This is a genomic window from Rathayibacter sp. PhB1, assembly GCF_004362935.1.
Lineage (GTDB): Bacteria > Actinomycetota > Actinomycetes > Actinomycetales > Microbacteriaceae > Rathayibacter > Rathayibacter festucae.
The window spans coordinates 468415-493431 of the sequence record NZ_SNYD01000001.1 but is presented as its reverse complement, the minus strand read 5'-3'; the positions used below and the strand labels follow the sequence as shown (position 1 = coordinate 493431).

Here is a 25017-nt window from a genome sequence, read left to right as displayed (position 1 = left end):
TCCCATGGCGACCACCGCCCGAGACACCCCTTCCTCCCCCACTCCCGTGCAGATCCGCCGCTGGCGGCGCTACCTCGCCGACGAGCTCGCCGAGGCCGCGAGCTACCGCGATCTCGCCGAGCGCCGCTCCGGCGAGGAGCGCGAGATCCTGCTCGCCCTGGCCGCCGCCGAGGGCCGGCACGAGGAGCACTGGCGCGAGCTGCTCGGGCCGGCCGCCGAGCCGCAGCCGCGGCCGGACCTGCGCACACGGCTGCTCGGCTTCCTGACCCGGCAGTTCGGCTCGGTCTTCGTGCTCGCGCTGATCCAGCGCGCCGAGGCCCGCTCGCCCTACGCCGACGACGACGACGCGACGGAGGCGATGGCCGCCGACGAGCGGATCCACGGCGAGGTCGTCCGCGGGCTCGCCGAGCGCGGCCGCAACCGGCTCTCGGGCACCTTCCGCGCCGCGGTCTTCGGCGCCAACGACGGCCTGGTCTCGAACCTGGCGCTCGTCCTCGGCGTCGGCGCGAGCGGAGTCGGCACCGGGGTCGTCCTGTTCACCGGCATCGCCGGGCTGCTCGCGGGCGCGCTCTCGATGGGAGCCGGCGAGTTCGTCTCGGTGCGCTCGCAGCGCGAGCTGCTCTCCGCCTCCTCCCCCGACCTCGACACCAACCATGTCGTCCCCGACCTCGACGTCGACGCCAACGAGCTCTCGCTCGTCTACCGCGCCCGCGGGCTCTCGCAGGAGGACGCGGACGCCCGCGCCGCCCGGGTCTTCGCGGGACTGCGCGGCGGCGCGGCGCCGACCTCGCCGATCACCATCGGCGGAGTGAAGGCCGACCCGTCGGTCGACGAGTACGAGTCGATCGGCACCGGCATGGGCGCGGCGCTGTCGAGCTTCTGCTTCTTCGCCTCGGGCGCGATCATCCCGGTGCTGCCCTACCTGCTCGGGATGTCGGGGCTGGCCGCGGTGGTCCTCGCGTCCGTCCTCGTCGGCCTGGCGCTGCTCGCGACCGGCGCGATCGTCGGCCTGCTCTCCGGCGCGCCGCCCCTCGCCCGCGCCCTGCGCCAGCTCGGCATCGGCTACGGCGCGGCGCTCGTCACGTACCTGCTCGGGCTGCTGTTCGGCGCGTCGGGGGTGTGAGCGGCCTGCCGGAGCCGGCGTGCTCATGCTGATCGAGTAGCCCGCGCAGCGGGCGTATCGAGATCCACCCTCCGCGGGAAGTGCTGGCGGTCGCGGGTCTCGATACGCCCCTGCGGGGCTACTCGACCAGCATGATGCAGCGATCCCAGGCCTTCGCCGACGAGAGGCGTCCCTGCTGATGGGACAGCGCGCGCAGCGGCATGCCCATGGTGATCGAGCAGCGCGCGCCGCGGCAATTTGATGCTGATCGAGTAGCGCGCGCAGCGCGCGTATCGAGATCCACTTCCGCCGGACGTGCTGGCGACAGTGGGTCTCGATACGCCCGTGCGGGGCTACTCGACCAGCATGGCTGCGGGCGTCTCTTCCAAGGAGATCCCCCCGCCGCCGGAGGTCTCGCCGTCAGACGGGCGTCGCCTCGGACTCGGTCTCGACGTCGTCGGAGGGCGCCTGCTTGGCGGGCCGGGCCCGCCAGCGCAGTGCGGCGACGCCCATCGCCAGCAGCAGCGCGAACGGCAGGCTGCCCAGCAGCGGGATCGACGCGTAGTAGGTGATCTGGCGCTGGATCCACTCCGGTGACGGGGTGTCGGAGTCGCCGTAGTACGACGCGGGCGGCGAGGAGTAGCCGCTGTAGAGCAGCGCGACGCCGAGCACGCTGCCGGCCAGCCCCGCGAGCAGCAGCGCGAGCAGCCAGGGGTTCCGCCAGAGCGGCGCCGACGGCTCCACGGCGACCTCGACTCGGCGGACGGCCGCCTCCTCGGGCGCGGGATCGGCGAACGGCTCCCGGGCCGGCGCCGCGTCCGAGGGCAGCCGGGCCGGTGCGCTGATCGGAGCGCCGCTCTCGGCCGCGCGCCGCGAGCGCCGGCTGTCGGCCGTGGTCGCGATGTCGGCGAGGGCGGGCGGCCGGCGGCGCGCGATCCCCTCCGGCGCCGTCCCCGGCCGGGCGAAGGCGCGCTCGTCGCCGCGGACCCGGTCCACTCCCCCGGCGAAGCCCCGCTGGAAGGCGGCGTCGTACCGCGGATCGACGCGCTCGCGCTCGGCTCCGCCTCGTTCAGTCATCGTCGACCTCCGGTTCGCTGCCGAGGATCCCGCGCAGCCAGTCGCGGGCCTCGATGAACACCTCGTCGTCGTAGCGTCGCACGTACGAGACCGGACGGCGATCCGCACGGGGATACGAGCCGAGGAAGATCACCCGCGGACTGAATCGGCGGAGGCCCAGCAGGGCGTCGGCGACCCGCTCGTCGTGCACGTGGCCGTCGAGGTCGATCACGAAGCGGTAGCGGCCGAGGGCGTCGCCGATGGGCCGCGACTGGATCATGCTCAGGTTCACTCCGCGGGTCGCGAACTGCTCCAGCATGTCGAGCAGCGCTCCCGGGGCGTCGGAGGGCAGCTCGACGATCAGGCTGGTCTTGTCGGCGCCCGTCGGCTCGGGCAGCTCCCGCGAGCGCGAGACGTGCACGAAGCGGGTCACCGCGTTGGGGTTGTCGCCGATCCGCTCCGCGAGCACCTCGACGTCGTGGTGGCGGACGATGCCCGGCGGCGCGATGGCGGCCTGGGCGGGCGAGCCCGCGAGCAGATCGATCGTGGCCTGCACGTTGCTCGACGCGGGCAGGTGCTCGTGGCTCGGGATCGTCCGGTCGAGCCACCCGCGGCACTGCCCGTAGGCGACCGGGTGGGCGGCGACGATCCGCACGTCCTCGAGCCGCGCGCCCGGGCGGCCGACCAGGATGAAGGACACCGGCACGAGGTACTCGCCGACGATCCGCACGCCCGGGATCCTGGCCAGCGCGTCCTGCGCGGCGGTCACTCCGCCCTCCACGGAGTTCTCGATCGCGATCACCGCGCCGTCGCTGCGCCCAGAGACCAGGTCGTCGAGCGCCTCGCCGACGTTGCCGACGCTCCGCCAGACGTGCCCGCGCGCCTCGGGCACCTGCGCGAGCGCCGCCTCCGTGAACGTGCCGGAGGGCCCGAGATAGCTGTAGGTGCGGGGGGCGGAGGCGGTGTCGGGGACACCGTCGGAGGCGCGGTCGGGCATGGCGGACAGCCTAGCCAGCGCCTGTCCAGCCGGTATCGCGGCCCCGGCGCGACTGCCACTATGGACCCCATGACCGATCGCGCAGGGAAGCCGGCAGAGGCCTCCGATCTCATCGACGTCGAGGCCCTCGTGAGGGCGTACTACGAGAAGAAGCCGGACGTGTCCGACCCCTTGCAGAAGGTGGTCTTCGGCACCTCCGGGCATCGCGGCTCGTCGTTCGACACCGCCTTCAACGAGGACCACATCGCGGCGGTGACGCAGGCCATCGTCGAGTACCGGACGAACGAGGGCATCACCGGGCCGCTCTTCATCGGCGCCGACACCCACGGCCTCTCGCGCCCGGCGCTGACGACCGCGCTCGAGGTGCTGGTCGCCAACGAGGTGCGCGTGCTCGTCGACGAGTTCGACGACTACGTGCCGACGCCGGCGCTCAGCCACGCGATCCTCCGCTACAACAACGACCCGTCGCACACCGACCGGGCCGACGGCATCGTGGTCACCCCCTCGCACAACCCGCCCCGCGACGGCGGCTTCAAGTACAACCCGCCGCACGGCGGCCCCGCCGACTCCGACGCCACCTCCTGGATCGCGAACCGCGCCAACGAGCTGATCGCCGACGGCAACCGCGACGTGAAGTCGGCCGAGCCGAGCGCCGTCGAGACCTACGACTACCGCACCCACTACGTCGCGGACCTGAAGAACATCATCGACATCGAGGCGATCAAGAAGGCCGGCGTGAAGATCGGAGCCGACCCGCTCGGCGGCGCCTCGGTGCACTACTGGCAGCTGATCGCCGAGATGTACGAGCTCGACCTGACGGTCGTCAACGGGGAGGTCGACCCGGCCTGGGGCTTCATGACCCTGGACTGGGACGAGAAGATCCGGATGGACCCGTCCTCCCCCAGCGCGATGGCCTCGGTCGTCGCCCGCGCGGGCGACTACGACATCCTCACCGGCAACGACGCAGACGCCGACCGCCACGGCATCGTCACGCCCGACGGCGGCCTGATGAACCCGAACCACTACCTCGCGGTCGCGATCGACTACCTCTACCGCCACCGCTCCGGCTGGCGCGAGGACGCGGCGATCGGCAAGACGCTGGTGTCCTCCTCGATCATCGACCGGGTCGCGGAGTCGCTCGGCCGCCGCCTCTGGGAGGTGCCGGTCGGCTTCAAGTGGTTCGTGCCCGGGCTGGTCGACGGCTCGGTCGGCTTCGGCGGCGAGGAGTCGGCTGGCGCGTCGTTCCTCCGCTTCGACGGGACCGTCTGGACGACCGACAAGGACGGCATCCTGCTGGCGCTGCTCGCCTCGGAGATCGTCGCCGTCACGGGCAAGAGCCCCTCGGCGCTGTACCGCGAGCTGACCGAGCGCTTCGGCGACCCGGTGTACGAGCGCGTCGACGCGGTCGCCACGAAGGCGCAGAAGGCGGCGCTCGGCAAGCTCGACGGCGACGCGATCTCGGCGACCACCCTGGCCGGCGAGGAGATCGTCGCGAAGCTCTCGAGGGCCCCTGGCAACGACGCGGCCGTCGGCGGCGTCAAGGTCGTCACCGAGAACGCGTGGTTCGCCGCGCGTCCCTCCGGCACCGAGGACGTCTACAAGATCTACGCCGAGTCCTTCCGCGGCCTCGACCACCTGCACGAGGTGCAGGCCGAGGCCCGTACCATCGTCGACGCCGCCCTGGGCTCCTAGCCCGCTGCCCCCGCCGAGTCGCCCGAGAAGGCTCGTTCTCCACCCCGAGAACGAGCCTTCTCGGGCGAGTGGGCACTCCCACTCCTGATGACGGGGATCTCGATGCGCCCGCTGCGCGGGCTACTCGATCAGCAGGAACCCGCCACCCTCCTGCCCATCGGAGAGGCCCACTCGCACGCATCCACGCACCCACGCATGCTGGTCGAGTAGCCCCGCAGGGGCGTATCGACACCCACCGTTGTCCGCAGGGCAGGCGGGCAGACACGACTTCTGGCGCTGGTGGATCTCGATACGCCCGCTGCGCGGGCTACTCGATCAGCAAGATTTCGCCACCCGCTTGCTTTGACGGAGAGGTCCACTCGCACACACGCATGCTGGTCGAGTAGCTCCGCAGGCGCGTATCGAGATCCACCGTGGTCAGCACGGCAGGAACCACGGGATCTCGAGACGCCCGCTGCGCGGGCTACTCGATCAGCAAGAGTTCGCCACCCGTGTGCTTCATCGGAGAGGTCTCCTCGCGCAAATCCAGGCTGGTCGAGTAGCTCCGCAGGGGCGTATCGAGACCCACCGTGGTCAGCAGGGCGGGCCGACAGACCCGACTTCTGGCGCCGGTGGATCTCGAGACGCCCGCTGCGCGGGCCACTCGATCAGCATGGACTCGCCACCCGCCTGCACGACGGAGAGGCCCGCACAAACGCACGCATGCATGCATGCACGCACGCATGCTGGTCGAGTAGCTCCGCAGGAGCGTATCGAGACCGACCGTGGTCAGCACGGCAGGAACCACGGGATCCCGAGACGCCCGCTGCGCGGGCTACTCGATCAGCATGGATTCGCCACCCGCTTGCCCATCGGAAAGGCCCACTCGCGCGCACGCATGCTGGTCGAGTAGCCCCGCAGGGGCGTATCGAGACCCACCGTGGTCCGCAGGGCGGGGTGGCAGACACGACTTCTGACGCCGGCGGATCTCGATACGCCCGCTGCGCGGGCTACTCGATCAGCATGCTCACGCGACGCTCGACGTGTCGCGGAAAGCGACCTACCAGCGGGGGTGGACCGTGGGGCGGAAGTGGGTGTCGTAGAGGGCGTTGACGGCCTCCATGAAGGCGGGGCCGAGGGGGGCGGCGTCCGCGGCGGTGGCGTTCGCCTTCGCCTGCTCGACGGAGCGGGCGCCGGGGATGACGGCGGTGACGCCGTCCTGCTGGATGATCCAGGCCAGCGCGGCGGCGGCGGGGGCGAGGCCGTGGTCGGCGGCCAGGAGGGAGAACTCCTGGGCGGCCTCGACGCCGGTGGCGAAGTCGACGCCCGAGAAGGTCTCGCCGACGTCGAAGGCGGAGCCGTCGCGGTTGTAGTTGCGGTGGTCGTCGGGCGCGAAGGTCGTCTCGGTCGTGTAGCGGCCGCTGAGCAGGCCGGACGCGAGCGGGACGCGCGCCAGGATCCCGACGCCGGCCTCGCGGGCCGCCGGCAGCACCGCGTCGAGCGGCTTGAGGCGGAACGCGTTCAGGATGATCTGGACGCTCGCGACGTTCGGCCGCGCGATGGCGGTGAGCGCCTCCTCCGTGCGCTCGACCGAGACGCCGTAGTGCGCGATCGCGCCCTCGTCGACCAGGGTGTCCAGCGCGTCGAAGACGGCGTCGTCGGAGTAGACGGAGGTCGGCGGGCAGTGCAGCTGCACGAGGTCGAGCGTGTCGACGCCGAGGTTCGAGCGCGAGCGGTCGGTCCAGGCGCGGAAGTTGTCCAGCACGTAGTTCGCGGGGATCTGCTCCACGCGGCGGCCCATCTTCGTCGCGACGAAGACGCCCGCGTCGGGGTGCGCGGCGCGCCAGGCACCGATGGTCCGCTCGCTGCGGCCGTCGCCGTAGACGTCGGCGGTGTCGAAGAGGGTGACGCCGGACTCCGCCGCGGCGTCGAGGATCGCGAGGGCGTCGCTCTCCGCGACGTCCCCCCAGTCGGCACCGAGCTGCCAGGTTCCGAGGCCGACGGCGGAGACGGGCGCACCGGTGCGGCCGAAGATTCGAGTTTCCATTCCTCCACCGTAGGTGCGGCCGGAGGATGCGAGCAGCCCCTTGCGCGTGCCCTACCGTCGGAGCATGAGCCTCGTCGTCCTCGGAAGCGCCAATCTCGATCACGTCCACCGGGTCGCCCGCATCCCCGCGCCCGGCGAGACCGTCCTCGCCCTCGACTCCCGCACCTTCCCGGGCGGCAAGGGACTCAACCAGGCGGTCGCCGCCGCCCGCACGGTCGCGGGCAGCAGCTTCGTCACGAGCCTCGGCCGCGACGCCGCGGGCGACGAGCTCGCGGGGCTGCTGGCGGAGGAGCCGCTCGAGCTGCACGCGCGCCGAGGCGACGAGCGCACGGGCACGGCGCAGATCACGGTGGACGACGCGGGCGAGAACGCGATCGTCGTCGACTCCGGAGCGAACGCCGCCTTCACCGACCTCACCGCGGAGGAGGAGGCGCTGATCGCCGGCGCCTCGGCGCTCCTGCTGCAGCTCGAGATCCCGGTCCCGACCGTGCTGGCGGCGGCGCGGGCCGGCCGCGCGGCGGGGACCACCACGATCCTCAACGCGGCGCCGATCGGCCCGCTGCCCGAGGAGCTGCTCGCCGAGCTGGACGTGCTGATCGTCAACGAGCACGAGGCGCGCGAGCTCGGCGCCGAGCGCGGCATCGCGGCGGCGGACGACACGGCCCTCGCCGTCGCCCTCACCGCGCTCGTCCCGGTGGTGCTGGTCACCCTCGGTGCGGACGGCGTCGTGGTCGCCGTCCGCGACCGCGAGCCGGTGCGCGCGCCCGCCTTCCGCGTCTCCGTCGTCGACACGACCGGCGCGGGCGACACCTTCTGCGGCGTCTTCGCGGCCCGGCTCGCGAGCGGCGGCGAGAGGCTCGACGACCCGGCCGCGCTGGTCGAGCTCGTCCGCTGGGCGACCGCCGCCGCGGCGATCTCGGTCACCCGGGCGGGAGCGGCGGTCTCGACGCCGACGGCGGCCGAGACGGAGGCGTTCCTCGCCGAGCACGGCGCCTAGCGGCGGCACCCTCGAGGACGGCGCACTTCAGCGTCAGTCGACGGAGGCGATCCGGACCGCGATGCGCGCGCGGCGCCCGGGGTGCTCGCGCCGGCACCATTCGCGCACCGCGGAGCCGACCGCGCGGGCGATGTCGGGCGCCGACGACTCCGCGGCGACGCAGACCTCCGCGGACACCGACACCTCGTCGCCGAGGACGCGCACGAGCACCGGCTCGGCGAAGGTGCCGCCGGAGACCGCACCGAGCGGGCCGTCGGCCGGATCGACGGTGGCGGGCGTCAGCGCGCCGGCCGCGTGCGCGAGGACGTCGCGCACCTGGCCGCGCGCCGGGACGAGCATCGCTACTCCCGCGAGGGCGCGGATCTCGGCGCTGAGCACGGCGGCCGCACTCGGCGCGGATCCACCGGGGGCGACCGCGGGGACCAGCACGGCCGGGGCGACGGGGATCGGCTCGGACCCGCTCACGACTCCTCCCCTCCCGGCACGTAGACGTCCTCGACGCGCACGTCGATCGTCGAGACGCGCAGCTCGGTCTGGGTGAGCAGGCGGGAGTGGATGCGCTCGCGCACCTGCTGCGCCGCGTCGGCGATCGGCACGCCCCAGAACACCGAGATCGTCACCTCGACCGCGATGTCGGCATCCGGATCGGCGACGTCGCCCTGCAGCCGGCAGCGGCCGACGAGGACTCCGGAGACGCTGTCGCCCGCCTCGCGGACGATGCCGCGGACGGCGCCCTCGGTGATCGTCAGCTCGACGTCGGGGTCGGTGCTCGCGAGCGGGATGTCGCGTCCGGCCCGCGCCTCACGCCGCACCTGGGTGAGGATCGAGCCGAACCAGCTCTCGGTGGGCGCGGGCAGGTGCGCCGCGTCGTCGTCGATCAGCGCACCGGAGAGCGCGCGGACGCGCTCGAGGGCGCGCAGCGTGCGGCGGTGCTCCGGCGACTCCTCGATGGCGGGGTCGTAGGGCAGGCGGCCCCGGTCCAGGTAGTCGCCGAGCTCGTCGATGCCGATCGCGTCGGCGGAGCCGGCGTCCGGATCGGCGTCGGCGTGGTCCGCGACCAGCGGCACGGGCAGCGGCAGCACGGCGTCCTCGCCGGTGCCGGGCAGGCCGGGCGTCCCGCCGGGCGTCTCGTCCGGGGTCATCGCGCCGACTCCTTCATCGCGCCGACTCCTTCTCCGCGGGCCCTCATCGCCAGTCCTCCATCGCCACGACCAGCGACTCCCGTGCTCGGGCGAGCTTGCCGCGGACGGCGGTGGCGGTGATGCCGAGGTGCTCGGCGATCTCACTGTACGACTCGCCGCCGACCTCGCGGAGCAGCCAGCACTGCCGCTGGGTCTCGGGCAGCTCGGCCAGCGCCTGGGCGAGAGCGCGCATCGCGTCGCTCTGCTCGACGGACTCGAACGGCCCCGGCTCGCGGGCCGGCGGGTGCTCGACGGCGTCGACGTCGTCGACCGGCTTGCGCTGGCGGAGCAGGTCGACGCTGGAGCGGCTGACGATCCGCATCATCCAGCTCCGCACACTCGCCGGCTCCTGGAGCTGCGGGAGCTGGGCCCAGACGGTGATCAGCGCGTTCTGCACCGCGTCGGAGGCGTCCGCCTGCGAGCCGGTCAGCCGCCAGGCGTAGGCGCGGAGGATCGACTGGTGCCGCTTGACCAGCACCTCGAACGCGCGGACGTCACCCTCGGCGGAGCGCTCGGCGAGGAGCGCGTCGCTCGCCGTCTCCAGACCGGGCATGAGGCTCCTCCAGCGGGCACCGGCTCGAGCCGGCATCGACCATCAGGTGACTATCAGGAAAAACTCCGGATCGCACCGTGACGAATCCCCGTCGGGCTCCGTCTCACTCATGAAAGCACAGCCCGACGGGAAATCCGCCGGACTCCCCGACCCCGGCCGCGCACCACCAGCGGCCGACGACACGCACAGGAGTCACCATGAGCGACAGCACGCGCACCCCCGCCACCCCCGCCACTCCCACCGCCCCCCGCGTCGACAAGGCGTCGGTCGACACCGTCACCAGCCTCGGCAACAGCGCCGCCTCGGGCACGGCTCAGGGCCGCACCGTCATCGACGACGCCGTGATCGCCAAGGTCGCCGGCATCGCCGCGCGCCAGGTGCCCGGCGTCTTCGCTCTCGGCAACAACGCCGCCCGTGCCTTCGGCGCGATCCGCTCGGCCGTCGGCGGCAACGACCACGCCCAGGGCGTCAGCGTCGAGGTCGGCGAGACCCAGGTCGCCGCCGACGTCACCCTCGTCGTCGAGTACCCGGTGCCGATGCAGTCGGTCGCCGACCAGGTCCGCGCCGCGGTCTCCGAGGCCATCACCGAGCTCGTCGGCATGTCCGTCGCCGAGATCAACGTCGCCATCGTCGACGTGCACATCCCCGGCGAGGACAAGAGCGACACCGAGACCGAGAGCCGCGTCCGATGAGCGACCCCCGCACCCCCGCACCCGCCCCGGCCGGCCGCAGCACCACGCTCGGCCTCGTCGTCGGCGCGGTCCTCGCCTTCGCCGCCCTGCTCTTCGGCTTCTGGGGCTTCGTCCTCACCGCCGTCTTCATGGCGCTCGGCGTCCTGATCGCGCGGATGCTGGACGGCTCGCTCGACGTGCGCAGCCTCGTGGACGTGTTCCGCGGCCGCACCACCTCCCGCTAGGAGTCGCCGTGACCGCACTCGACCAGCGTCCCGGCGAGCGGACCGCTCCGTCGGAGCCGGGCACCGTCACCATCTCCGTCCGCTCCCTCGAGCGGATGGCCGTGGCGGTCGTCCACGAGGAGCTGGGCGTCGAGGTCTCCGCGATCCGCGTCCGGCTGTCGGACGACAGCGGCGGCCTCGCGCTGGCCGTCTCCGCCCCGGTCCTGACCGAGGGCGCTTCCACCGCCGAGGGGAGCCTGCTCGATCGCCTCCACCGCGACCGGGCGGCCATCGCCTCCCGGATGGGCGCGCTCACCGGCCGCACCGTCAGCCGCGTGGACATCCGCGTGACCGGCACCCGCACCCCGACCCGAGCCTCGAGGAGAGTCGCATGAGCCCCGCAGCCACACCGCGCGACGCGGCACCGGACGCGCGCTACCGCCGCTACCTGCGCCGCGAGACCCACAGCTCGCGCTCGGCCGCCCAGATCGTCGTGCTCGTGCTGATCATCCTGATCGCCGCGTACGTCGGAACGGAGGCGGTGCTCGCGATCGTCGGAGCCGCTCCGCTGCTGCTCGCCCCGTCCGCGCTCCTCGGCGCGATCGTGGGCGTGACCGATCTCGCCTCCGGCGCGATCATCGGCATCGCCGTCGGCACCGCGGTGCTGGCGCTGATCCTCCTGGTCCTCGCCCTCGCCCCGGGGGCCCGCGCCCGCCACACCGTGGCGGACGACCGGCTCGCCGTCGTGATCGACGACGGCGTGATCGCCTCCTCGCTCGCCCGCTCGGCCCGCTCGGCGGCCCGCTCGCGCCGCGAGGACACCCGCGCCTCGATCGGCCGCCGCACCGCCGTGATCGAGGTGACCCCCTCCTCGGGGATCACCGTCGACCGCGACTCCGTGCAGTCCGCGGTCGACGACGAGCTGAGCCGCATCGCGGCGACGCCCGCCACCCGCGCCACCGTCCGCATCTCCGAGTCCGGGAGGATCTGATGACCACGAGCAACCGTTTCGTGAACCGCCTGATCCCCTTCCTGGTCGGCCTCGTCCTCGCCGCCGTCACGGCAGGCCTGGTCCTGATCGCCGTCTCGCAGCCGGTCCGCGACGCGGTCGCCGACTTCGCGGACGGCCAGGGCGCCGCCCTCGTCTCCCGGATCTCCCCGGAGGACGGCACCGCCTGGTCCGACGCGGCCGTGCTGTGGCCGCTCTACGCGATCGTCGGGATCTGCCTGCTGGGCATCGTGCTCGCGATCGTCCTGATCTCCGCGCACGGCCACGGCCGCACGAGCACCGTCCTCACCGACGCCGGCTCGTCCAGCGGCGTGGCCGGGGAGGTCGAGATCGCCACCGGCTTCGCCGAGGACGTGCTCGAGAACGCGCTGGCCGGCCGCACCGACCTGATCGACGTCACCGTCTCGGCCTACCGCCACGGCTCGTCGACGGCGCTCAAGGTCCGGGTCCTGCCCCGCGGCGGGGTCTCGCCCCGCACGGTCGTGGACGCGGTGCACCAGGAGGTCCTGGAGCTCGATCGCCTGCTCGGCGCGCGACTGCCCGTCGTGCTCGAGGTCGCCTCGAGCGCCCGGGCCGGGTTCTCCAAGGAGGACCGGGTCGCCTGACCCGCGAGCGCCCGCGCTCGCCCACCACTTCCTCCGGCGGCCGTCGCCGGAGGACGAACCGAATCGAACGGAAGGAGCCCCTCATGGGTGCTGACGACAAGATCCGCAACGCGGCCGAGAACCTGCTCGGCAAGGCCAAGGAAGCGGCCGGCAAGCTGACCGACAACGAGAAGCTCGAGGCCGAGGGCCAGGCCGACCAGACCAAGGCGCACACCAAGAAGGTCGGCGAGGACGTCAAGGACGTCTTCAAGAACTGACGCCCGCGTCGAACGACGAAGAGGCCGCCTGTCGCTGATGCGACGGCGGCCTCTTTCGCTGTGTCCGGGCTCCCTGCGGAACTCTGAGCTCGCGGCTCCGGTTCCGGCTCAGACGCTCCAGAACATGATGCGTCCGGCGGAGGCCGAGTCGATGCTCTGGTCGAGGTTGTCGGCAGTGTGCGAGGAGTAGAGGATCGTGCTCCCCTTCACGCTCGTGACGACGCCGGTGTGGTCCCAGTCGCCCGAGCCGTCCCAGTCGAACTGCACGACGTCGCCGGGCTTCACGTCCGCGCGCTGCGCGTTCGTCAGGGGCGTCGCCCGCTCCGGGTGCGCGGCCAGATAGGAGTTGAAGGCGGTCGAGGACGCCCAGGCCGAGCTGTAGCCGCCGGTGCGCGAGTAGCTCCACTCGCCGTCCATCTCCCAGCCGCGGGCGATCAGCGACTGGGAGGTGAAGTTGACGCAGTCGTTGCCGCCGATGACGCCGTACTGCGCGGAGTTGTAGTCGGACCAGTAGGTCTGCAGATAGTCGAGCTGCGAGGCGAGGCGGCTGGCCTCGAGCGCGGCGGCGGCCTTCGCGGCCTCGATCGCCGGGTCGGGCGTGTAGGCGAAGGTGATCGCGGAGGCGACGACCTTGGTGGTCGCGAGCACGCCGGTCGCGGTCGGGCTGGGCGAGGCGGTCGCGGTGGGGGCGACGAGCTCGGCGGGCTGCGCCTCGGTCGCGGCGGCGGCCGGCGTCGCGGTCGGAGTGGCGGTCGGAGTGGCGGTCGGAGTGGCGGTCGGAGTGGCGGTCGCGTCGGCGGCCGCCGGAGTGGCCGTGGTCGCGGTCAGCGGCTCCTCGGTCGGAGTCGTGGTGTCCACGGCGGGCTGCACCGTCTCGACCGGTGTGCCGTCCACGGTCGCGGCGGCGACGGAGTCCGTGACGGCGTCGAAGGTGATCGGCGCTCCCCCGGCGTCGAAGAAGGCGACGGGGACGACGCCCTCGGTCTCGCCGTCCGCGGGCGGAGCGGTGACGGTGATCTGGTCGGGGTTGTCGACGGTGACGCTGCCCTCGGCGTCGCCGAAGCGGACCGTGGCGACGGAGTCGAGGTTCGAGCCGGCGATGGTGACGCTCGTGCCGCCGGCGACGGTGCCGGTGGTGGTCGAGACGCTGCTGAGCACCACGCGGGCGTCGGCCGTGATGGCCGGCAGCACGGTGACGGGCGCGGCCGTCGCCGTCGGGGCGGCGGTGGAGGCGGTCGCCGACTCGGCGTCGGCGGAGGCGCCGACGGTGAGGCTCACGCCGGAGGCGGCGGCCACGAGGACGAGCCCGCCCGACATCGCCAGCACGAGGTGCCGGCGCGAGGGGCGGAAGAAGGAGGAGCCGCGACGAGCGGGCTCGACGCGCTGGCGGTGCCCCTCGGCGGCGCGGCGGTCGCGGCGGGAGGGGAAGACGTCGCCGCTCGCGGGGTGCAGCGGCGCTCCAGCCGAGGGGCGGATGCCCTCGGCGGCCGGCGCGAGCGCGGCGGGAGCGAGGACGGCCGGGGCCGGGGGCTCGACGGCGGGGGCGGCGGGAGCGGCGACCGGAGTCGCGCGGACGCGGCCCTCGCGCTCGCGCGCCTCACGGCGGGTCAGCGGCGGTGCGAGCTGACCGTCGGCGGGGGCGACCTCGGCGGCAGCGGGCACGGTGGAACGGGTGGAACTGTGGGGCACAGGGGAACTCACGGGTCGGTGCGCACGGGGGCGGGGGCGTGCGGAATTTCAGGGGGAAGCGGCCATGTCACCACGCGGGAGTCGGAGTCCCCTCAGGGTGACCTCCGAAAGCACTCCGAGTAACGGTACGGTAACAACGCCCGTCTGTCACGTCCGCTTCTGATCGCGGCCGTCTCCGCAAGCCCTTGCGGACCGATTTCCGGACACATCCGGATGTCCGAACGGACACGCGTTCAGCCGCGGAGCCGCTCGATCCTCCGCACGGCCGCACGCCGCCGATTGTGCAGCCACCCCCAGCTGGAGAAGTTCCGGGCGTAGAAGATCCAGATCCCCGGCATGGTCGGCAGACCCTCCTCCGCCAGGCGCGCGTTGATCCGCTGCCCGTCCTTCCCACTGCCGTCGCTCTCGGCGAAGACCGATTGGAGGCGAACGAGCACGTCGGAGGAGAACGGATGTCCGGCGATCGCGGCGTCGATCGCCTCGAGTCGCCGTTGAAGCGACTCCGGCGACTGTCGACAGAACACGCAGATCTCCTTCGATCGAAAGCGAGCCGGCCTCGCTTTGAAGGAGAGGTTAGGGACGCGCTCTTTCGAACGGAAGGCGTGGCGTGGGACGCCCGACGGGGCGCGCCAGGAGGCGCGAGGGGGTGCTCACGAGCCCGCCGCTCAACCGACCCGGAACGCCGCTAGGAGACCGTGCCCGGCGCGTAGTCGGGGGCGTCCGGCAGCCCGAACAGGCGCTCGAGCGTCGGGATGCCGGCGTCGTGCAGGTGCTGCGCGAGCTCCACGCCGATGTAGCGGAGGTGGTACGGCTCGGACTCGTAGCCGGTGATCGGCGTGGTGTCGGGCTTGTAGCGGACGAGGAAGCCGAAGCGGTGCGCGTTCGCGCCGACCCACTGGCCCTCGGGGGTGTCACCCCAGCAGATCTCGAGGGCGCAGGTCCCCGAGGAGCCGACGACGTCGACGGCCCAGCCGGTCTGGTGCTCGCTGTGCCCCGGGCGCGCGCTGGTCGCATCCGCTCCGGCCTGGCCGCGCGAGGACACCCAGCCGGCGTAGACGCTGACCTGGGTGTCGTAGGAGCGGTAGGCGCTCTGCACCGCGAGCGTCAGGCCGGCCTCGCTCGAAGCCGCCGCGAACATCGGCACCAGCGCGTCCGCGGTCGCCTGCCGCATCGGCTGGCGGTTGACGTAGGGGACGTCCGGGTAGACGAGGTCGGCCGGCACGTAGTCGACCGGATTCAGGGTGCGGAGCTTGTTGACGACCACCCAGATGCTGGCCGGGTCGTCGTTCGAGTGGGCGGAGAGGTCGATCCCGGGCGTCGCGGTCGGCGTCGGCGTCTCGGTCGGGGTCTCGACCGGAGCGGCGCTCGCCGTGGCGGAGGCGCCGGCCGACGCGCCCGGGGTGGCACTCGGAGTCGCGGACGCGGTCGGAGCGCTCGCGCGCCCCGCGCCGAGGGCCGCGTTCACGCCGACGGCGGCGATCCCGGCGGCCACGGCGACTCCCCCGATCACCAGGGCTCGGCGCCGTACGGGGCGCCCGTCGGGGGCCGGGTTCTCGTCCGAGGTCATGCTCCGAGCCTACGCGGGGGCCCGTTCGCGCCCACGGAGAGCGCTGTCAAGCACCGAGGGGTGTCTCCGTTCAGCACTGCTCCTCCACGAGGGAGTCGAATATCCTCAAAGGATTCACATAAGCAGACCCCCTAGCTTGAGTGACAGCCTCGGCGACCGCGCGCATCCGCCCCCTCGGATGAGCCGCCCACCGGTCCCGATGACGAGAGGACCCCATGCTGCGCCCCCTGCACGTCCGAGCAGTCCCCCTCCCCGCCCTCGCCCGCGCGATCGAGCTGCCCGACGGCGACGTCCCGCCCGTCGAGGTGACCGGGATCACGCTCACCGCCTCGGACGTCGAGCCGGGCGACCTCTTCGTCGCCCTCGCCGGCGTCCACCGCCACGGCTCCGACTTCGTCGCGGAGGCCGCCGAGCGCGGCGCCGTCGGCGTCCTCACCGATCCGGCCGGCGAGTCCGCCTCGCGCGCCACCGGTCTGCCCGTGCTGGTCGTCGACGACCCGCGCGCCCGCCTCGGCGCCGTCGCCGCCGTCGTCTATGCGACCACCGAGCGCGCTCCCCTGCTCCTCGGCGTGACCGGGACCAACGGCAAGACCTCGACGGTGCACATGCTCGAGGGGATGCTCCGCCAGTTCGGTGTCGTGCCGGGCCTGAGCTCCACGGCGGAGCGCCACATCGGCGACACCTCGGTCACGAGCGGGCTGACCACTCCCGAGGCCACCGAGCTGCACGCCCTGATCGCGCGCATGCAGGAGGAGGGCGTCGGCGCCGCGGCGATCGAGGTCAGCGCGCAGGCCCTCACCCGGCACCGCGTCGACGGCGTCGTCTTCGACGTCGCGGCGTTCACGAACCTCAGCCACGACCACCTCGACGACTACGGCGACATGGACACCTACTTCGCCCAGAAGGTGCAGCTGTTCCAGCCCGACCGCTCCCGCCGCGCGGTCGTCTCGCTCGACTCGCCCGCCGGGCACCGGGTCGTGGCGGAGGCGGGCGTGCCCGTCACCACGATCACCTCGCTCCCCGACGTCGACGCCGACTGGCGGGTGAGCATCCTCGAGCAGGAGTTCGGCCGCACCCACTTCCGCGTCGAGAACCGGGAGAACCGGGCGATCACCACCTCCGTCCCGATCATCGGCTCGCACATGGCGGCCAACGCCGCACTGGCGATCGTGATGCTGATCGAGGCGGGCCGGCCGATCGGCGAGATCCGCGCCGCCCTGCACCGCGACGGCGGCCTCGACGTCTCGCTCCCCGGCCGCACCGAGCGCGTCTCGGGCGAGCGCGGCCCCACCGTCTACGTCGACTTCGGTCACAGCGCCGACGCCTTCGCCCGCACGCTCGAGGCGGTCCGCGAGGTCACCCCCGGCCGCGTGATCATGGTCTTCGGCGCCGACGGCGACCGCGACGCCCTCAAGCGGCCGGCGATGGCCGAGGCGGCGGTCTCGGGTAGCGACGTGCTCGTGATCACCGACCACCACCCGCGCTTCGAGGACCCGGCGTCGATCCGCGCCACGCTGCTGGCGGCGGCCCGGGCGGCGCGTCCCGACGGCGAGATCCACGAGGTGGACGACCCCAAGCGCGCGATCCGCGTCGCGGTGTCGCTGGCGCACGAGGGCGACTCGATCCTCTGGGCGGGACCCGGGCACCAGAACTACCGCGACATCGAGGGCGTGCGGACGCCGTACTCGGCGCGGGCGGAGGCGCGGGCGGCGCTCCGCGAGGCCGGCTGGGCCGAGGCGGGGGTGCCGCTGCACAGCTGATCGGCGGCGCTCCCGGCCCCTCGGTCGCCGGTGCTTCGGACCCTCGATCGCCGGCGCTTCCGACCCTTGATCGGGGGCGCTCCCCCGCCCGGATCGACAGCCTTCCCGGACCCTGATCGACGACCTCGGACCCCGGATCGGGCGGCGCCCTCTGAGATCCTCCACAGGCTCGCCGGAAGCAGTGCCGGTGAGCTCGCACGCGGTGTAACTTTGCGCAGCACGCAACGTTTGCGGCGGTCCGCCGTGCCCTGGCGGCGTCCGCCAGACAAGGGGACCCCCGTGACCGATTCCGCCCGCCCGCCCGCGACCGCCGCCTCCCCGTCGGGCGCGATCATGACGCACCGCCAGATCCTCTTCGTGATCTTCGGCCTGATGGCGGGGATGTTCCTGTCCTCGCTCGACCAGACCATCGTCGGCACCTCGATGCGCACCATCGCCGACGACCTCGACGGCCTCTCGCAGCAGGCCTGGGTCACCACCGCGTACCTGATCGTCTCGACGATCGCGACGCCGATCTACGGCAAGCTCTCCGACATCTTCGGCCGCCGCCCGCTCTACCTGATCGCCATCGTCCTGTTCCTGATCGGCTCCCTCCTGGCCGGCTTCGCGACCTCGATGCTCGGCCTCGCCGGCTTCCGCGCGGTGCAGGGCCTCGGCGCCGGCGGACTGATGTCGCTGGCCCTCACGGTGATGGGCGACATCCTCCCGCCGCGCGAGCGCGCCAAGTACCAGGGCTACTTCCTCGCCGTCTTCGGCATCTCGAGCGTCGTCGGTCCGCTGATCGGCGGGCTCCTCGCCGGCACCCCCGAGATCCTCTTCATCACCGGCTGGCGCTGGGTCTTCCTGATCAACCTGCCGATCGGCGCCGTCGCGCTCTTCATCGTGGTGCGCTTCCTGCACCTGCCCAAGCCCGCCGCCCGCCGCTCCGTCCGGATCGACTGGTGGGGCGCCGCGCTCGTCATCGTCGCCGCCGTTCCGCTCCTCCTCGTCGCCGAGCAGGGCCGCGAGTGGGGCTGGGGCTCGCCGATCGCCTGGGTCTGCTACGTCGTCGGCGTGCTCGGCATCGTCGGCTTCATCGCCGCGGAGCGGATGATGGGCGACGACGCGCTCATCCCGCTCAAGCTCTTCCGCTCGCCGACCTTCTCGATGGCGACCGTCCTGGGCGTGCTCGTCGGCTTCGGCATGTTCGGCGGCATGATGGCGCTCCCGCTCTACCTGCAGCTCGTCAACGGTGCGACGCCGACCGAGTCCGGCTTCCTGATGCTGCCGATGATCCTCGGCCTGATGATCGCCTCGATCGTCTCGGGCCAGATCATCTCCCGCACCGGCCGCTACCGCGCCTTCCCCATCCTCGGCACCTTCCTGATGTCGGCGGCGTTCTTCTACCTGTCCTTCGTCTCGATCGACAAGCCGGTGATCTTCGTGATGGGCGGCATGCTGCTGCTCGGCCTCGGCCTCGGCCAGATGATGCAGACGCTGACCCTCGCCTCGCAGAACTCCGTCGACACCGCGAACATGGGTGTCGCGACCAGCGCCTCGACGTTCTTCCGTCAGATCGGCGGCACGCTGGGCACCGCGGTCATCTTCTCGGTGCTGTTCAGCCGCATCCCCGAGACGATCGCCGCCGCGTTCAAGAACCCGACGATCGCCGCGAACCTGCAGGCCGCCGCCTCGGACCCGACCATCGCGGCCGACCCGGCCAACGCCGGCATCCTGAAGCTGCTGCAGTCGCAGGACACCGCCGCGATCGGCTCGGCGCTCGACGGCGACACCTCGTTCCTGAACACGGCGAACGACGCGCTCTCGGCGCCGTTCCTCACCGGCTTCAACGACGCGACGGTCACCGTGTTCCAGGTCGCGCTCGGCGTGGTCCTGCTCGCCTTCGTGCTCTCCTGGTTCCTGAAGACCCCGCCGCTGCGGGCGAAGTCGGCCATGCAGGAGGCGCACGACCTCGCGAACGAGGACGCCGCGGCCGGGCTGCGCCGCACCGACCCGCAGATGGCTGCCCGCGCCGGTGCCGATCTCGCCGCCGGGAGCATCGAGCCCGACGTGCGGACCGACTCCGTCGCCACGGCGCCCCGGCGCACGGAGGACGGCGACCGACGCGGCTGAGCACTGTGCCCGGTCGACCCCCCGCGACCCTCGACGGCCCGGACGCCTCGGCGTGCCGGGCCGTCGGCGTTCCCGGAGCCGTGCCTCCGCCCGCCGTGCCGCCTTGCCCACCGCCCACCCCGCCAGCGCGGTGAGAGAGCGCTCCACCGGGATGGTCGTAGGATGACGGGACAGCCGCCGAAGGAGTCCGCAGTGACCGTTCCCCCCTCCCCCGCCTCGCCGACCCTGCCGGAGCAGATCGCCCTGGCCGAGCGCCTCGCCGCGCGCGACTGGCCCGCCGGATTCCTCTGGGGCTCCGCCACCGCCGCCGCGCAGATCGAGGGCGCCGGCCACGAGGGCGGCAAGGAGGACAGCATCTGGGACGCCTTCTCCCGCGTCCCCGGTGCCGTCGCGAACGGTGACACCCCCGAGGTCGCCGTCGACCACTACCACCGCATGCCCGCCGACGTGCAGCTGATGAAGCGCCTCGGCCTCGACTCCTACCGCTTCTCGGTCAGCTGGTCGCGGGTGAAGCCCGGCGACCGCGCCGTGAACGACGAGGGACTCGACTTCTACTCGCGCCTCGTCGACGAGCTGCTCGGAGCCGGCGTCCTGCCCTGGCTGACCCTCTACCACTGGGACCTCCCGCAGGCCCTCGAGGAGACGGGCGGCTGGACGAACCGCGACACCGCCGAGCGCTTCCGGGACTACGCCGAGGCCGTGCACGCGCGCCTCGGCGACCGGGTGGCGCACTGGACCACCTTCAACGAGCCGTTCTGCTCGACCCTGCTCTCCTACGGCGCCGGGATCCACGCGCCGGGTGTCATCTCGCAGCAGGCCGCCCTCGCCGCCGTGCACCACACCCACCTCGCGCACGGCCTCGCCGTCTCGGCCCTGCGCGAGCTCGGCGCGCAGAACCTCGGCATCACGCTGAACCTCTCCAATGCGGTGCCCGACGACCCGGAGGACGAGGTCGACCTCGACGCCGCGCGCCGCTTCGACGCGCTGCAGAACCGCATCTTCCTCGACCCGCTGCTGCTCGGCGAGTACCCCGAGGACCTGCTCGAGGACGTCGCGGGCCTGGGCCTGGACGAGCTGATCCAGGACGGTGACCTGGCGACGATCGCGCAGCCGCTCGACTTCCTCGGCGTGAACCACTACCACGACGACAACGTCTCCGGGCACCCGCTGCCGGCCGGCGCCGAGGACTTCGCCCAGGCCACCGAGCGCGAGGTCGGCTCGCCGTGGGTCGGCTCGGAGTCGATCACCTTCCCCTCGCGCGGCCTCCCCCGGACCGCGATGGACTGGGAGGTGCACCCCGACGGGCTGCGCTACCTGCTCACCCGGCTGGGCCTGGAGTACGAGAACCTGCCGCCGCTCTACGTCACCGAGAACGGCGCCGCCTACGACGACGTCGTCGAGGACGGCCGCGTGCACGACGTCGACCGCACGCAGTACGTGCTCGACCACGTCGAGAAGGTCGCCGACGCGATCGACCAGGGCGCCGACGTCCGCGGCTACTTCGTCTGGTCGCTGCTCGACAACTACGAGTGGGCCTGGGGCTACGAGAAGCGCTTCGGCATCGTCCGCGTCGACTACTCGAGCCAGGAGCGGCTGATCAAGGACTCGGGACTCGTCTACTCGCGGCTCATCGGCGGCACCGCGGCCGAGGCGCTGGACTAGACCGTGTCCGAGGGGATCAGGGGAGGCGGGCGCTCGCCGACGCTCGAGGCCGTCGCCGCGCGGGCCGGGGTCTCGCGCGCCACGGTCTCGCGGGTGGTCAACAACGCGCCGCAGGTCGCCGCCGAGATCGTCGCCGCCGTGCAGAAGGCCATCGCCGAGCTCGACTACGTGCCCAACCGGGCTGCGCGGATGCTCGCCTCCCGCCGCACGCAGTCGATCGCGCTGATCGTGCCGGAGTCGACCGCGCGCGTCTTCGCCGACCCGTTCTTCGCCGCGATCGTGCAGGGCGCCGCGATGCGCCTCGCCGACACCGACTACACGCTCTCGATGCTGATCGCCTCGGAGACCAGCGGCGAGAAGACCCGGCGCTACCTCCTCGGCGGCAACGTCGACGGCGCCCTGGTCGTCTCGCACCACTCCGGCGACCACTCCTACGCCGCGCTGTCGAACTCGCTGCCGATCGTCTTCGGCGGCCGGCCGCTCTCGCCGGACGAGCGCGACTCCTACTTCGTCGACGTCGACAACGCCGACGGGGCCGCCGTCGCGACCGCGCACCTGATCGCGGGCGGCCGCCGCCGCATCGCGACCATCGCCGGCCCCGCCGACATGCCGCCGGGCGTCGACCGCCTGATCGGCTGGCGCAGCGCCCTCACCGACGCGGGGCTCGACGACTCCCTGGTCGAGTGGGGCGACTTCTCGCCCGAGAGCGGGACGGAGGCGATGCGCCGCCTCCTCGAGCGCGAGCCCGCGATCGACGGGCTCTTCGCCGCGAACGACCAGATGGCCGTCGGCGCCTACGCCGCGCTGCGCGAGGCCGGCCGGCGCGTCCCCGAGGACGTCGCCGTCGTCGGCTTCGACGACGACATCTTCGCCCGCTCCGCCGTGCCCGCCCTCAGCACCGTCCGCCAGGTCCCCGTCGAGCTCGGCGCCCGCATGGCCGAGCTGCTGACCGCCCGCATCGAGGGCGCCGACGTCGAGCACCGCACCTTGATGCCCACCGAGCTGATCGTCCGCGCGAGCTCCTGACCGCGGACGGCGCACCTCCCCGCGCCGCGAGCCCCCGCCCTCCCGCCCGCCCCCTCCCATTCCTCAAAAATTGCGGTAGTCGCACATGACTACCGCAACTTTCGAGGAGTCGCCGAGCCGGGAGCCGCGAGCAGCCGGCCCGGCCGTGGGGTGCGCGTGGCCGCGCCTCCCCACTCCTCAAAAGTTGCGGTAGTGGCGCGCGACTACCGCAACTTCTGGAGGATGACCGAGTCTGGAGCGGCGACCGGCCGAACCGGTGCGGGGCGTGCGGCGGGAGGGGGCGGTGGCGCGGCGGGCTGAGGCCTCCCCGACTCCACAGAAGTTGCGGTAGCGGCGCGCGACTACCGCAACTTCTGGAGAGTGACCGAGTCGGGAGCGGCGATCAGCCGACGCCACTCCTCAAAGGTTGCGGTAGTGGCGCGTGACTACCGCAACTTCTGGAGGGTGGGCGCGGCGTCAGCCGATCCAGCCGTGGGCGCGGAGGGCGGCGCGGATCTCGGCGATCGTGCGCGCGCGTCCGCGGGTCAGGCCCTCGGCGCGGACGGGGACGGTGATCCAGCCCGCGAGCTGGAGGTCGAGCAGGCGCTGCCGGTCGCGGGCGAACTGGGCGTCTCCGGTGCGGTGATGAGCTCCGTCGTACTCGGCCAGCACCTTCCACTCCTCGAAGACGAGGTCGCCGATCGCGATGAGGCGACCGCCCGCCCTGATCGGGGCGTTCGCCCGCGGCGCGGGGAGACCTGCTTCGACGACGGCGAGACGCAGGTCGGTCTCGGGTCGCGAGGCGGCGGCGTCCGACGCGACGGCCAGCGCCGCTCGAAGTGCCCGTGACCCTCGCCCGTGGTAGGCGTCGAGCGCGAGCGCGAGCTGCTCCTTCGTCGCGAAGGGACGATCGACCGAGGCTGTCCGCGGGACGAACAGGAGATGATCGGTCGCCGTGACCAGCTCCTTGTGCGGCAGCTCCGCTCCGAGGAGCAGCCAGGTCGAGGCGGCATCGGTGACGGGGAGCCCGAGTCGCTCGACCACGCTCACCCTGGTCGCCGAGATCACGTGCCCGATCACCCCGCGGCACCGGGGCGGACGAGCCGGATCGAAGACGGACACGTGCACCGGATCGTCCTCGGCAGCACGCGGCGGCACGGGGATCCCGAAGACGACAGCCGCGGTGAGATGCGAGTAGAACTGCCCGGCACGCAGTCTCGGCACGTACGCCTGCGCCCGCTGGAGGTGGGTCCGCGGCTCGACGAGCGTCCGCACCCCGTGGAACGGACGGGCGAGAGCGCGGCTCCGCACCCGATCCTCCGTCCAGCCGGCCTTGATCGCGGCACCGCGGGTGAAGGCTCCGAGGGGACCGACTGCTTCGCTCATCCCCCGATGGTGCACGGCCCTCCGCACCCCCACCGGTTCTCCACAGCCCCGCTCCCCCGCGACTCCCCTGTGGAGGAGCCTCCCGCGCCGGATCCGCCGCCCACTCCTCGAAAGTTGCGGTAGTCGCGCGCCACTACCGCAACTTTTGAGTTATGGGAGGGGGAGCTCGGGCCCGTGCCACGTGGCGAGGCGGGCGTCAGAGGTACAGCGGCTCCGGGTCGTGGGCGGCGAAGCGGCGGCGCATCACGGCGATGGCGTCGGCGTGCTCGTCGACGAGGACGAAGCGGCGGCCGAGGGCGTGGGCGACGGCGCCGGTGGTGCCGGAGCCGGCGAAGAAGTCGAGGACGGCGTCGCCCTCGCGGCTGGAGGCCTGGACGATGCGACGGAGCACGCCCTCGGGCTTCTGGGTGGGGTAGCCGGTCTTCTCGCGGCCGGTGGGCGAGACGATGGTGTGCCACCAGACATCGGTGGGGCGCTTGCCGCGCTCGGCCTTCTCGGGGGTGACGAGGCCGGGCGCCATGTACGGCTCGCGGTCGACGGCGGCGGAGTCGAAGTGGTAGCCGCGCGGGTCCTTCACGTAGACGAGGATCGTGTCGTGCTTGGTGGGCCAGCGCTTGGTGGCCTTGGCGCCGTAGTCGTAGGCCCAGATGATCTCGTTGAGGAAGCACTCGCGGCCGAACAGAGCGTCCAGCAGCACCTTCGCGTAGTGCGCCTCGCGGTAGTCGAGGTGCAGGTAGAGGGTCCCGTCGTCGGCGAGCAGGCGCCAGGCCTCGGCGAGGCGCGGCTCGAGGAAGGACCAGTAGTCGTCGAAGCGGTCGTCGTAGCGGAGGAGGTCGCCGCGGATCCGCTCGTAGCTGCGGCCCTTGAAGCCGGAGATGGTCCCGGTCGCCGAGCGGACGGAGGTGGTCGACGTCCGCACCTGCGCGCGGCCGGTGTTGAACGGCGGATCGAGGTACACCACGGTGAAGGACCCGTCCGCGAGCAGCGGCAGGACCTCGAGGTTCTCGGCGTGGATCACCGCGCTCCGGGTCTCCGGGACGCCGTCCGCGATCTGGATCGTCCTGGGCACTCCGCAATGGTGTCACGGGGGCGCGGGCCCCTCCGACACGGCGCCGGCCCCTCCGACACGCCTCGGCGGGCGGGTGCCCGGGCCGCCGTGGGCCCCGGCGTAGAGTGACGCGATGATCTCCGAGGTGCGCCACGACGAGGACCGGTCCCAGTACACGCTGTGGGTCGACGGCGAGAACGTCGGCCTCGCCGACTACGCGGTCCGCGGCGAGGACGTGGTCTTCCTGCACACCGAGATCGCGCCCGAGCACCGGCACGAGGGCCTCGGCGACCGCCTGGTCGAGGCGGCCCTGGACGACGCGCACGAGCGGGGAGCGCACGTCGTCCCACTCTGCCCCTTCGTCGCCGACTTCATCGCCGAGCACCCGGACTACCAGGAGCTCCTCGCGAGCTGAGCG

Annotated in this window: 25 protein-coding genes; 14 read left to right on the top strand and 11 right to left on the bottom strand. The window is 72.8% G+C overall.

All coding sequences use genetic code 11. The features are described 5' to 3' along the window. Nucleotides 1-4 precede the first annotated feature (4 nt). Nucleotides 5-1123: a VIT1/CCC1 transporter family protein gene (locus tag EDF17_RS02340; protein ID WP_123445000.1), complete on the top strand. Its 1119-nt coding sequence runs from the start codon at nt 5-7 to the stop codon at nt 1121-1123. Between the two features lie 399 nt (nt 1124-1522). On the opposite strand, the gene EDF17_RS02335 is transcribed toward EDF17_RS02340, so the two are convergent. Both EDF17_RS02335 and pheA read right to left on the bottom strand, forming a co-directional pair. Beyond that, nucleotides 1523-2179 (bottom strand): hypothetical protein, encoded by a 657-nt coding sequence (locus EDF17_RS02335; RefSeq protein WP_123444999.1) that lies wholly within the window; start codon nt 2177-2179, stop codon nt 1523-1525. After that, nucleotides 2172-3155, bottom strand: a complete 984-nt coding sequence (gene pheA / locus EDF17_RS02330; RefSeq protein ID WP_123444998.1) for a prephenate dehydratase — start codon at nt 3153-3155, stop codon at nt 2172-2174. The genes EDF17_RS02335 and pheA overlap by 8 nt, the downstream gene beginning before the upstream one ends. 69 nt (nt 3156-3224) lie before the next feature. On the opposite strand from pheA, the gene pgm reads away from it, so the two are divergent. Then, the gene (gene pgm, locus EDF17_RS02325) at nt 3225-4847 is read left to right on the top strand and encodes a phosphoglucomutase (alpha-D-glucose-1,6-bisphosphate-dependent) (protein WP_123444997.1); all 1623 of its coding nucleotides are present in this window, start codon (nt 3225-3227) and stop codon (nt 4845-4847) included. Between the two features lie 1039 nt (nt 4848-5886). Here pgm and EDF17_RS02320 read toward each other — a convergent pair. Beyond that, nucleotides 5887-6873 carry an aldo/keto reductase gene (locus EDF17_RS02320; protein WP_123444996.1) on the bottom strand — a complete coding sequence of 329 codons (987 nt, stop codon included), beginning with the start codon at nt 6871-6873 and terminating at the stop codon, nt 5887-5889. A 64-nt stretch (nt 6874-6937) separates the two neighbouring features. On the opposite strand from EDF17_RS02320, the gene EDF17_RS02315 reads away from it, so the two are divergent. Next, a complete protein-coding gene (locus tag EDF17_RS02315) occupies nt 6938-7870 on the top strand; it encodes a ribokinase (RefSeq protein ID WP_123444995.1) in 933 nt (310 codons plus the stop codon). 33 nt (nt 7871-7903) lie between these two features. Here the strand turns inward: EDF17_RS02315 and EDF17_RS02310 are convergent, their stop codons facing one another. From EDF17_RS02310 to EDF17_RS02300, 3 genes are read right to left on the bottom strand one after another with little or no spacing between them, the layout of a single operon-like run. After that, complete coding sequence (locus tag EDF17_RS02310) at nt 7904-8335, bottom strand: hypothetical protein (RefSeq protein ID WP_123444994.1); 432 nt, start codon at nt 8333-8335, stop codon at nt 7904-7906. Next, a complete protein-coding gene (locus EDF17_RS02305; RefSeq protein ID WP_123444993.1) occupies nt 8332-9012 on the bottom strand; it encodes an Asp23/Gls24 family envelope stress response protein in 681 nt (226 codons plus the stop codon). The genes EDF17_RS02310 and EDF17_RS02305 overlap by 4 nt, the downstream gene beginning before the upstream one ends. Nucleotides 9013-9055: 43 nt before the next feature. After that, nucleotides 9056-9604, bottom strand: a complete 549-nt coding sequence (locus EDF17_RS02300) for a sigma-70 family RNA polymerase sigma factor (RefSeq protein ID WP_123444992.1) — start codon at nt 9602-9604, stop codon at nt 9056-9058. A gap of 197 nt (nt 9605-9801) precedes the next feature. Between EDF17_RS02300 and EDF17_RS02295 the strand changes: the two genes are divergently transcribed. From EDF17_RS02295 to EDF17_RS02270, 6 genes are all read left to right on the top strand, one after another. Next, a complete protein-coding gene (locus tag EDF17_RS02295) occupies nt 9802-10296 on the top strand; it encodes an Asp23/Gls24 family envelope stress response protein (protein WP_123444991.1) in 495 nt (164 codons plus the stop codon). Then, nucleotides 10293-10520: a DUF2273 domain-containing protein gene (locus tag EDF17_RS02290; RefSeq protein ID WP_123444990.1), complete on the top strand. Its 228-nt coding sequence runs from the start codon at nt 10293-10295 to the stop codon at nt 10518-10520. The genes EDF17_RS02295 and EDF17_RS02290 overlap by 4 nt, the downstream gene beginning before the upstream one ends. An 8-nt stretch (nt 10521-10528) precedes the next feature. Then, nucleotides 10529-10894, top strand: coding sequence for a hypothetical protein (locus EDF17_RS02285; RefSeq protein ID WP_123444989.1), 366 nt, complete (start codon nt 10529-10531; stop codon nt 10892-10894). Further along, the gene (locus tag EDF17_RS02280) at nt 10891-11490 is read left to right on the top strand and encodes a hypothetical protein (protein WP_123444988.1); all 600 of its coding nucleotides are present in this window, start codon (nt 10891-10893) and stop codon (nt 11488-11490) included. The genes EDF17_RS02285 and EDF17_RS02280 overlap by 4 nt, the downstream gene beginning before the upstream one ends. Beyond that, complete coding sequence (locus EDF17_RS02275; RefSeq protein WP_123444987.1) at nt 11490-12113, top strand: hypothetical protein; 624 nt, start codon at nt 11490-11492, stop codon at nt 12111-12113. Before EDF17_RS02280 ends, EDF17_RS02275 begins: the two co-directional genes overlap by 1 nt. An 83-nt stretch (nt 12114-12196) precedes the next feature. Beyond that, nucleotides 12197-12370: a CsbD family protein gene (locus EDF17_RS02270; RefSeq protein ID WP_123444986.1), complete on the top strand. Its 174-nt coding sequence runs from the start codon at nt 12197-12199 to the stop codon at nt 12368-12370. 108 nt (nt 12371-12478) lie between these two features. On the opposite strand, the gene EDF17_RS02265 is transcribed toward EDF17_RS02270, so the two are convergent. From EDF17_RS02265 to EDF17_RS02255, 3 genes are all read right to left on the bottom strand, one after another. After that, on the bottom strand, nt 12479-14059 hold the full coding sequence (locus EDF17_RS02265) for an amidase domain-containing protein (protein ID WP_133671842.1): 1581 nt from the start codon (nt 14057-14059) through the stop codon (nt 12479-12481). A gap of 233 nt (nt 14060-14292) precedes the next feature. Continuing rightward, on the bottom strand, nt 14293-14583 hold the full coding sequence (locus EDF17_RS02260; protein ID WP_123444984.1) for a hypothetical protein: 291 nt from the start codon (nt 14581-14583) through the stop codon (nt 14293-14295). 161 nt (nt 14584-14744) lie between these two features. Then, nucleotides 14745-15626, bottom strand: a complete 882-nt coding sequence (locus EDF17_RS02255; protein ID WP_123444983.1) for a M15 family metallopeptidase — start codon at nt 15624-15626, stop codon at nt 14745-14747. Between the two features lie 215 nt (nt 15627-15841). Here EDF17_RS02255 and EDF17_RS02250 point away from each other — a divergent pair, with 215 nt between their 5' ends. The 4 genes from EDF17_RS02250 (at nt 15842) to EDF17_RS02235 (ending at nt 22186) form a co-directional block, all read left to right on the top strand. Then, complete coding sequence (locus EDF17_RS02250; RefSeq protein ID WP_123444982.1) at nt 15842-17386, top strand: UDP-N-acetylmuramoyl-L-alanyl-D-glutamate--2,6-diaminopimelate ligase; 1545 nt, start codon at nt 15842-15844, stop codon at nt 17384-17386. Nucleotides 17387-17719: 333 nt separating this feature from the next. Then, complete coding sequence (locus tag EDF17_RS02245; RefSeq protein ID WP_123445359.1) at nt 17720-19498, top strand: MDR family MFS transporter; 1779 nt, start codon at nt 17720-17722, stop codon at nt 19496-19498. A 243-nt stretch (nt 19499-19741) separates the two neighbouring features. Next, nucleotides 19742-21160 carry a GH1 family beta-glucosidase gene (locus EDF17_RS02240; protein ID WP_243732779.1) on the top strand — a complete coding sequence of 473 codons (1419 nt, stop codon included), beginning with the start codon at nt 19742-19744 and terminating at the stop codon, nt 21158-21160. A gap of 3 nt (nt 21161-21163) precedes the next feature. Beyond that, a complete protein-coding gene (locus EDF17_RS02235; RefSeq protein ID WP_123444980.1) occupies nt 21164-22186 on the top strand; it encodes a LacI family DNA-binding transcriptional regulator in 1023 nt (340 codons plus the stop codon). Between the two features lie 456 nt (nt 22187-22642). Here the strand turns inward: EDF17_RS02235 and EDF17_RS02230 are convergent, their stop codons facing one another. After that, a complete protein-coding gene (locus EDF17_RS02230) occupies nt 22643-23551 on the bottom strand; it encodes a hypothetical protein (protein ID WP_123444979.1) in 909 nt (302 codons plus the stop codon). Between the two features lie 196 nt (nt 23552-23747). Continuing rightward, nucleotides 23748-24620, bottom strand: coding sequence for a site-specific DNA-methyltransferase (locus EDF17_RS02225; protein ID WP_123444978.1), 873 nt, complete (start codon nt 24618-24620; stop codon nt 23748-23750). 112 nt (nt 24621-24732) lie between these two features. Between EDF17_RS02225 and EDF17_RS02220 the strand changes: the two genes are divergently transcribed. After that, nucleotides 24733-25014 (top strand): GNAT family N-acetyltransferase, encoded by a 282-nt coding sequence (locus EDF17_RS02220; protein WP_123444977.1) that lies wholly within the window; start codon nt 24733-24735, stop codon nt 25012-25014. Nucleotides 25015-25017 lie beyond the last annotated feature (3 nt).

Coding starts and splice junctions, on each gene's coding strand:
- EDF17_RS02245 (WP_123445359.1), top strand. CDS start 17,720: ATGACGCACCGCCAGATCCTCTTCGTGATCTTCGGCCTGATGGCGGGG.
- EDF17_RS02230 (WP_123444979.1), bottom strand. CDS start 23,551: ATGAGCGAAGCAGTCGGTCCCCTCGGAGCCTTCACCCGCGGTGCCGCG.
- EDF17_RS02275 (WP_123444987.1), top strand. CDS start 11,490: ATGACCACGAGCAACCGTTTCGTGAACCGCCTGATCCCCTTCCTGGTC.
- EDF17_RS02280 (WP_123444988.1), top strand. CDS start 10,891: ATGAGCCCCGCAGCCACACCGCGCGACGCGGCACCGGACGCGCGCTAC.
- EDF17_RS02340 (WP_123445000.1), top strand. CDS start 5: ATGGCGACCACCGCCCGAGACACCCCTTCCTCCCCCACTCCCGTGCAG.
- EDF17_RS02255 (WP_123444983.1), bottom strand. CDS start 15,626: ATGACCTCGGACGAGAACCCGGCCCCCGACGGGCGCCCCGTACGGCGC.
- EDF17_RS02300 (WP_123444992.1), bottom strand. CDS start 9,604: ATGCCCGGTCTGGAGACGGCGAGCGACGCGCTCCTCGCCGAGCGCTCC.
- EDF17_RS02305 (WP_123444993.1), bottom strand. CDS start 9,012: ATGACCCCGGACGAGACGCCCGGCGGGACGCCCGGCCTGCCCGGCACC.
- EDF17_RS02320 (WP_123444996.1), bottom strand. CDS start 6,873: ATGGAAACTCGAATCTTCGGCCGCACCGGTGCGCCCGTCTCCGCCGTC.
- EDF17_RS02335 (WP_123444999.1), bottom strand. CDS start 2,179: ATGACTGAACGAGGCGGAGCCGAGCGCGAGCGCGTCGATCCGCGGTAC.
- EDF17_RS02295 (WP_123444991.1), top strand. CDS start 9,802: ATGAGCGACAGCACGCGCACCCCCGCCACCCCCGCCACTCCCACCGCC.
- EDF17_RS02250 (WP_123444982.1), top strand. CDS start 15,842: ATGCTGCGCCCCCTGCACGTCCGAGCAGTCCCCCTCCCCGCCCTCGCC.
- pheA (WP_123444998.1), bottom strand. CDS start 3,155: ATGCCCGACCGCGCCTCCGACGGTGTCCCCGACACCGCCTCCGCCCCC.
- EDF17_RS02220 (WP_123444977.1), top strand. CDS start 24,733: ATGATCTCCGAGGTGCGCCACGACGAGGACCGGTCCCAGTACACGCTG.
- EDF17_RS02270 (WP_123444986.1), top strand. CDS start 12,197: ATGGGTGCTGACGACAAGATCCGCAACGCGGCCGAGAACCTGCTCGGC.
- EDF17_RS02315 (WP_123444995.1), top strand. CDS start 6,938: ATGAGCCTCGTCGTCCTCGGAAGCGCCAATCTCGATCACGTCCACCGG.
- pgm (WP_123444997.1), top strand. CDS start 3,225: ATGACCGATCGCGCAGGGAAGCCGGCAGAGGCCTCCGATCTCATCGAC.
- EDF17_RS02290 (WP_123444990.1), top strand. CDS start 10,293: ATGAGCGACCCCCGCACCCCCGCACCCGCCCCGGCCGGCCGCAGCACC.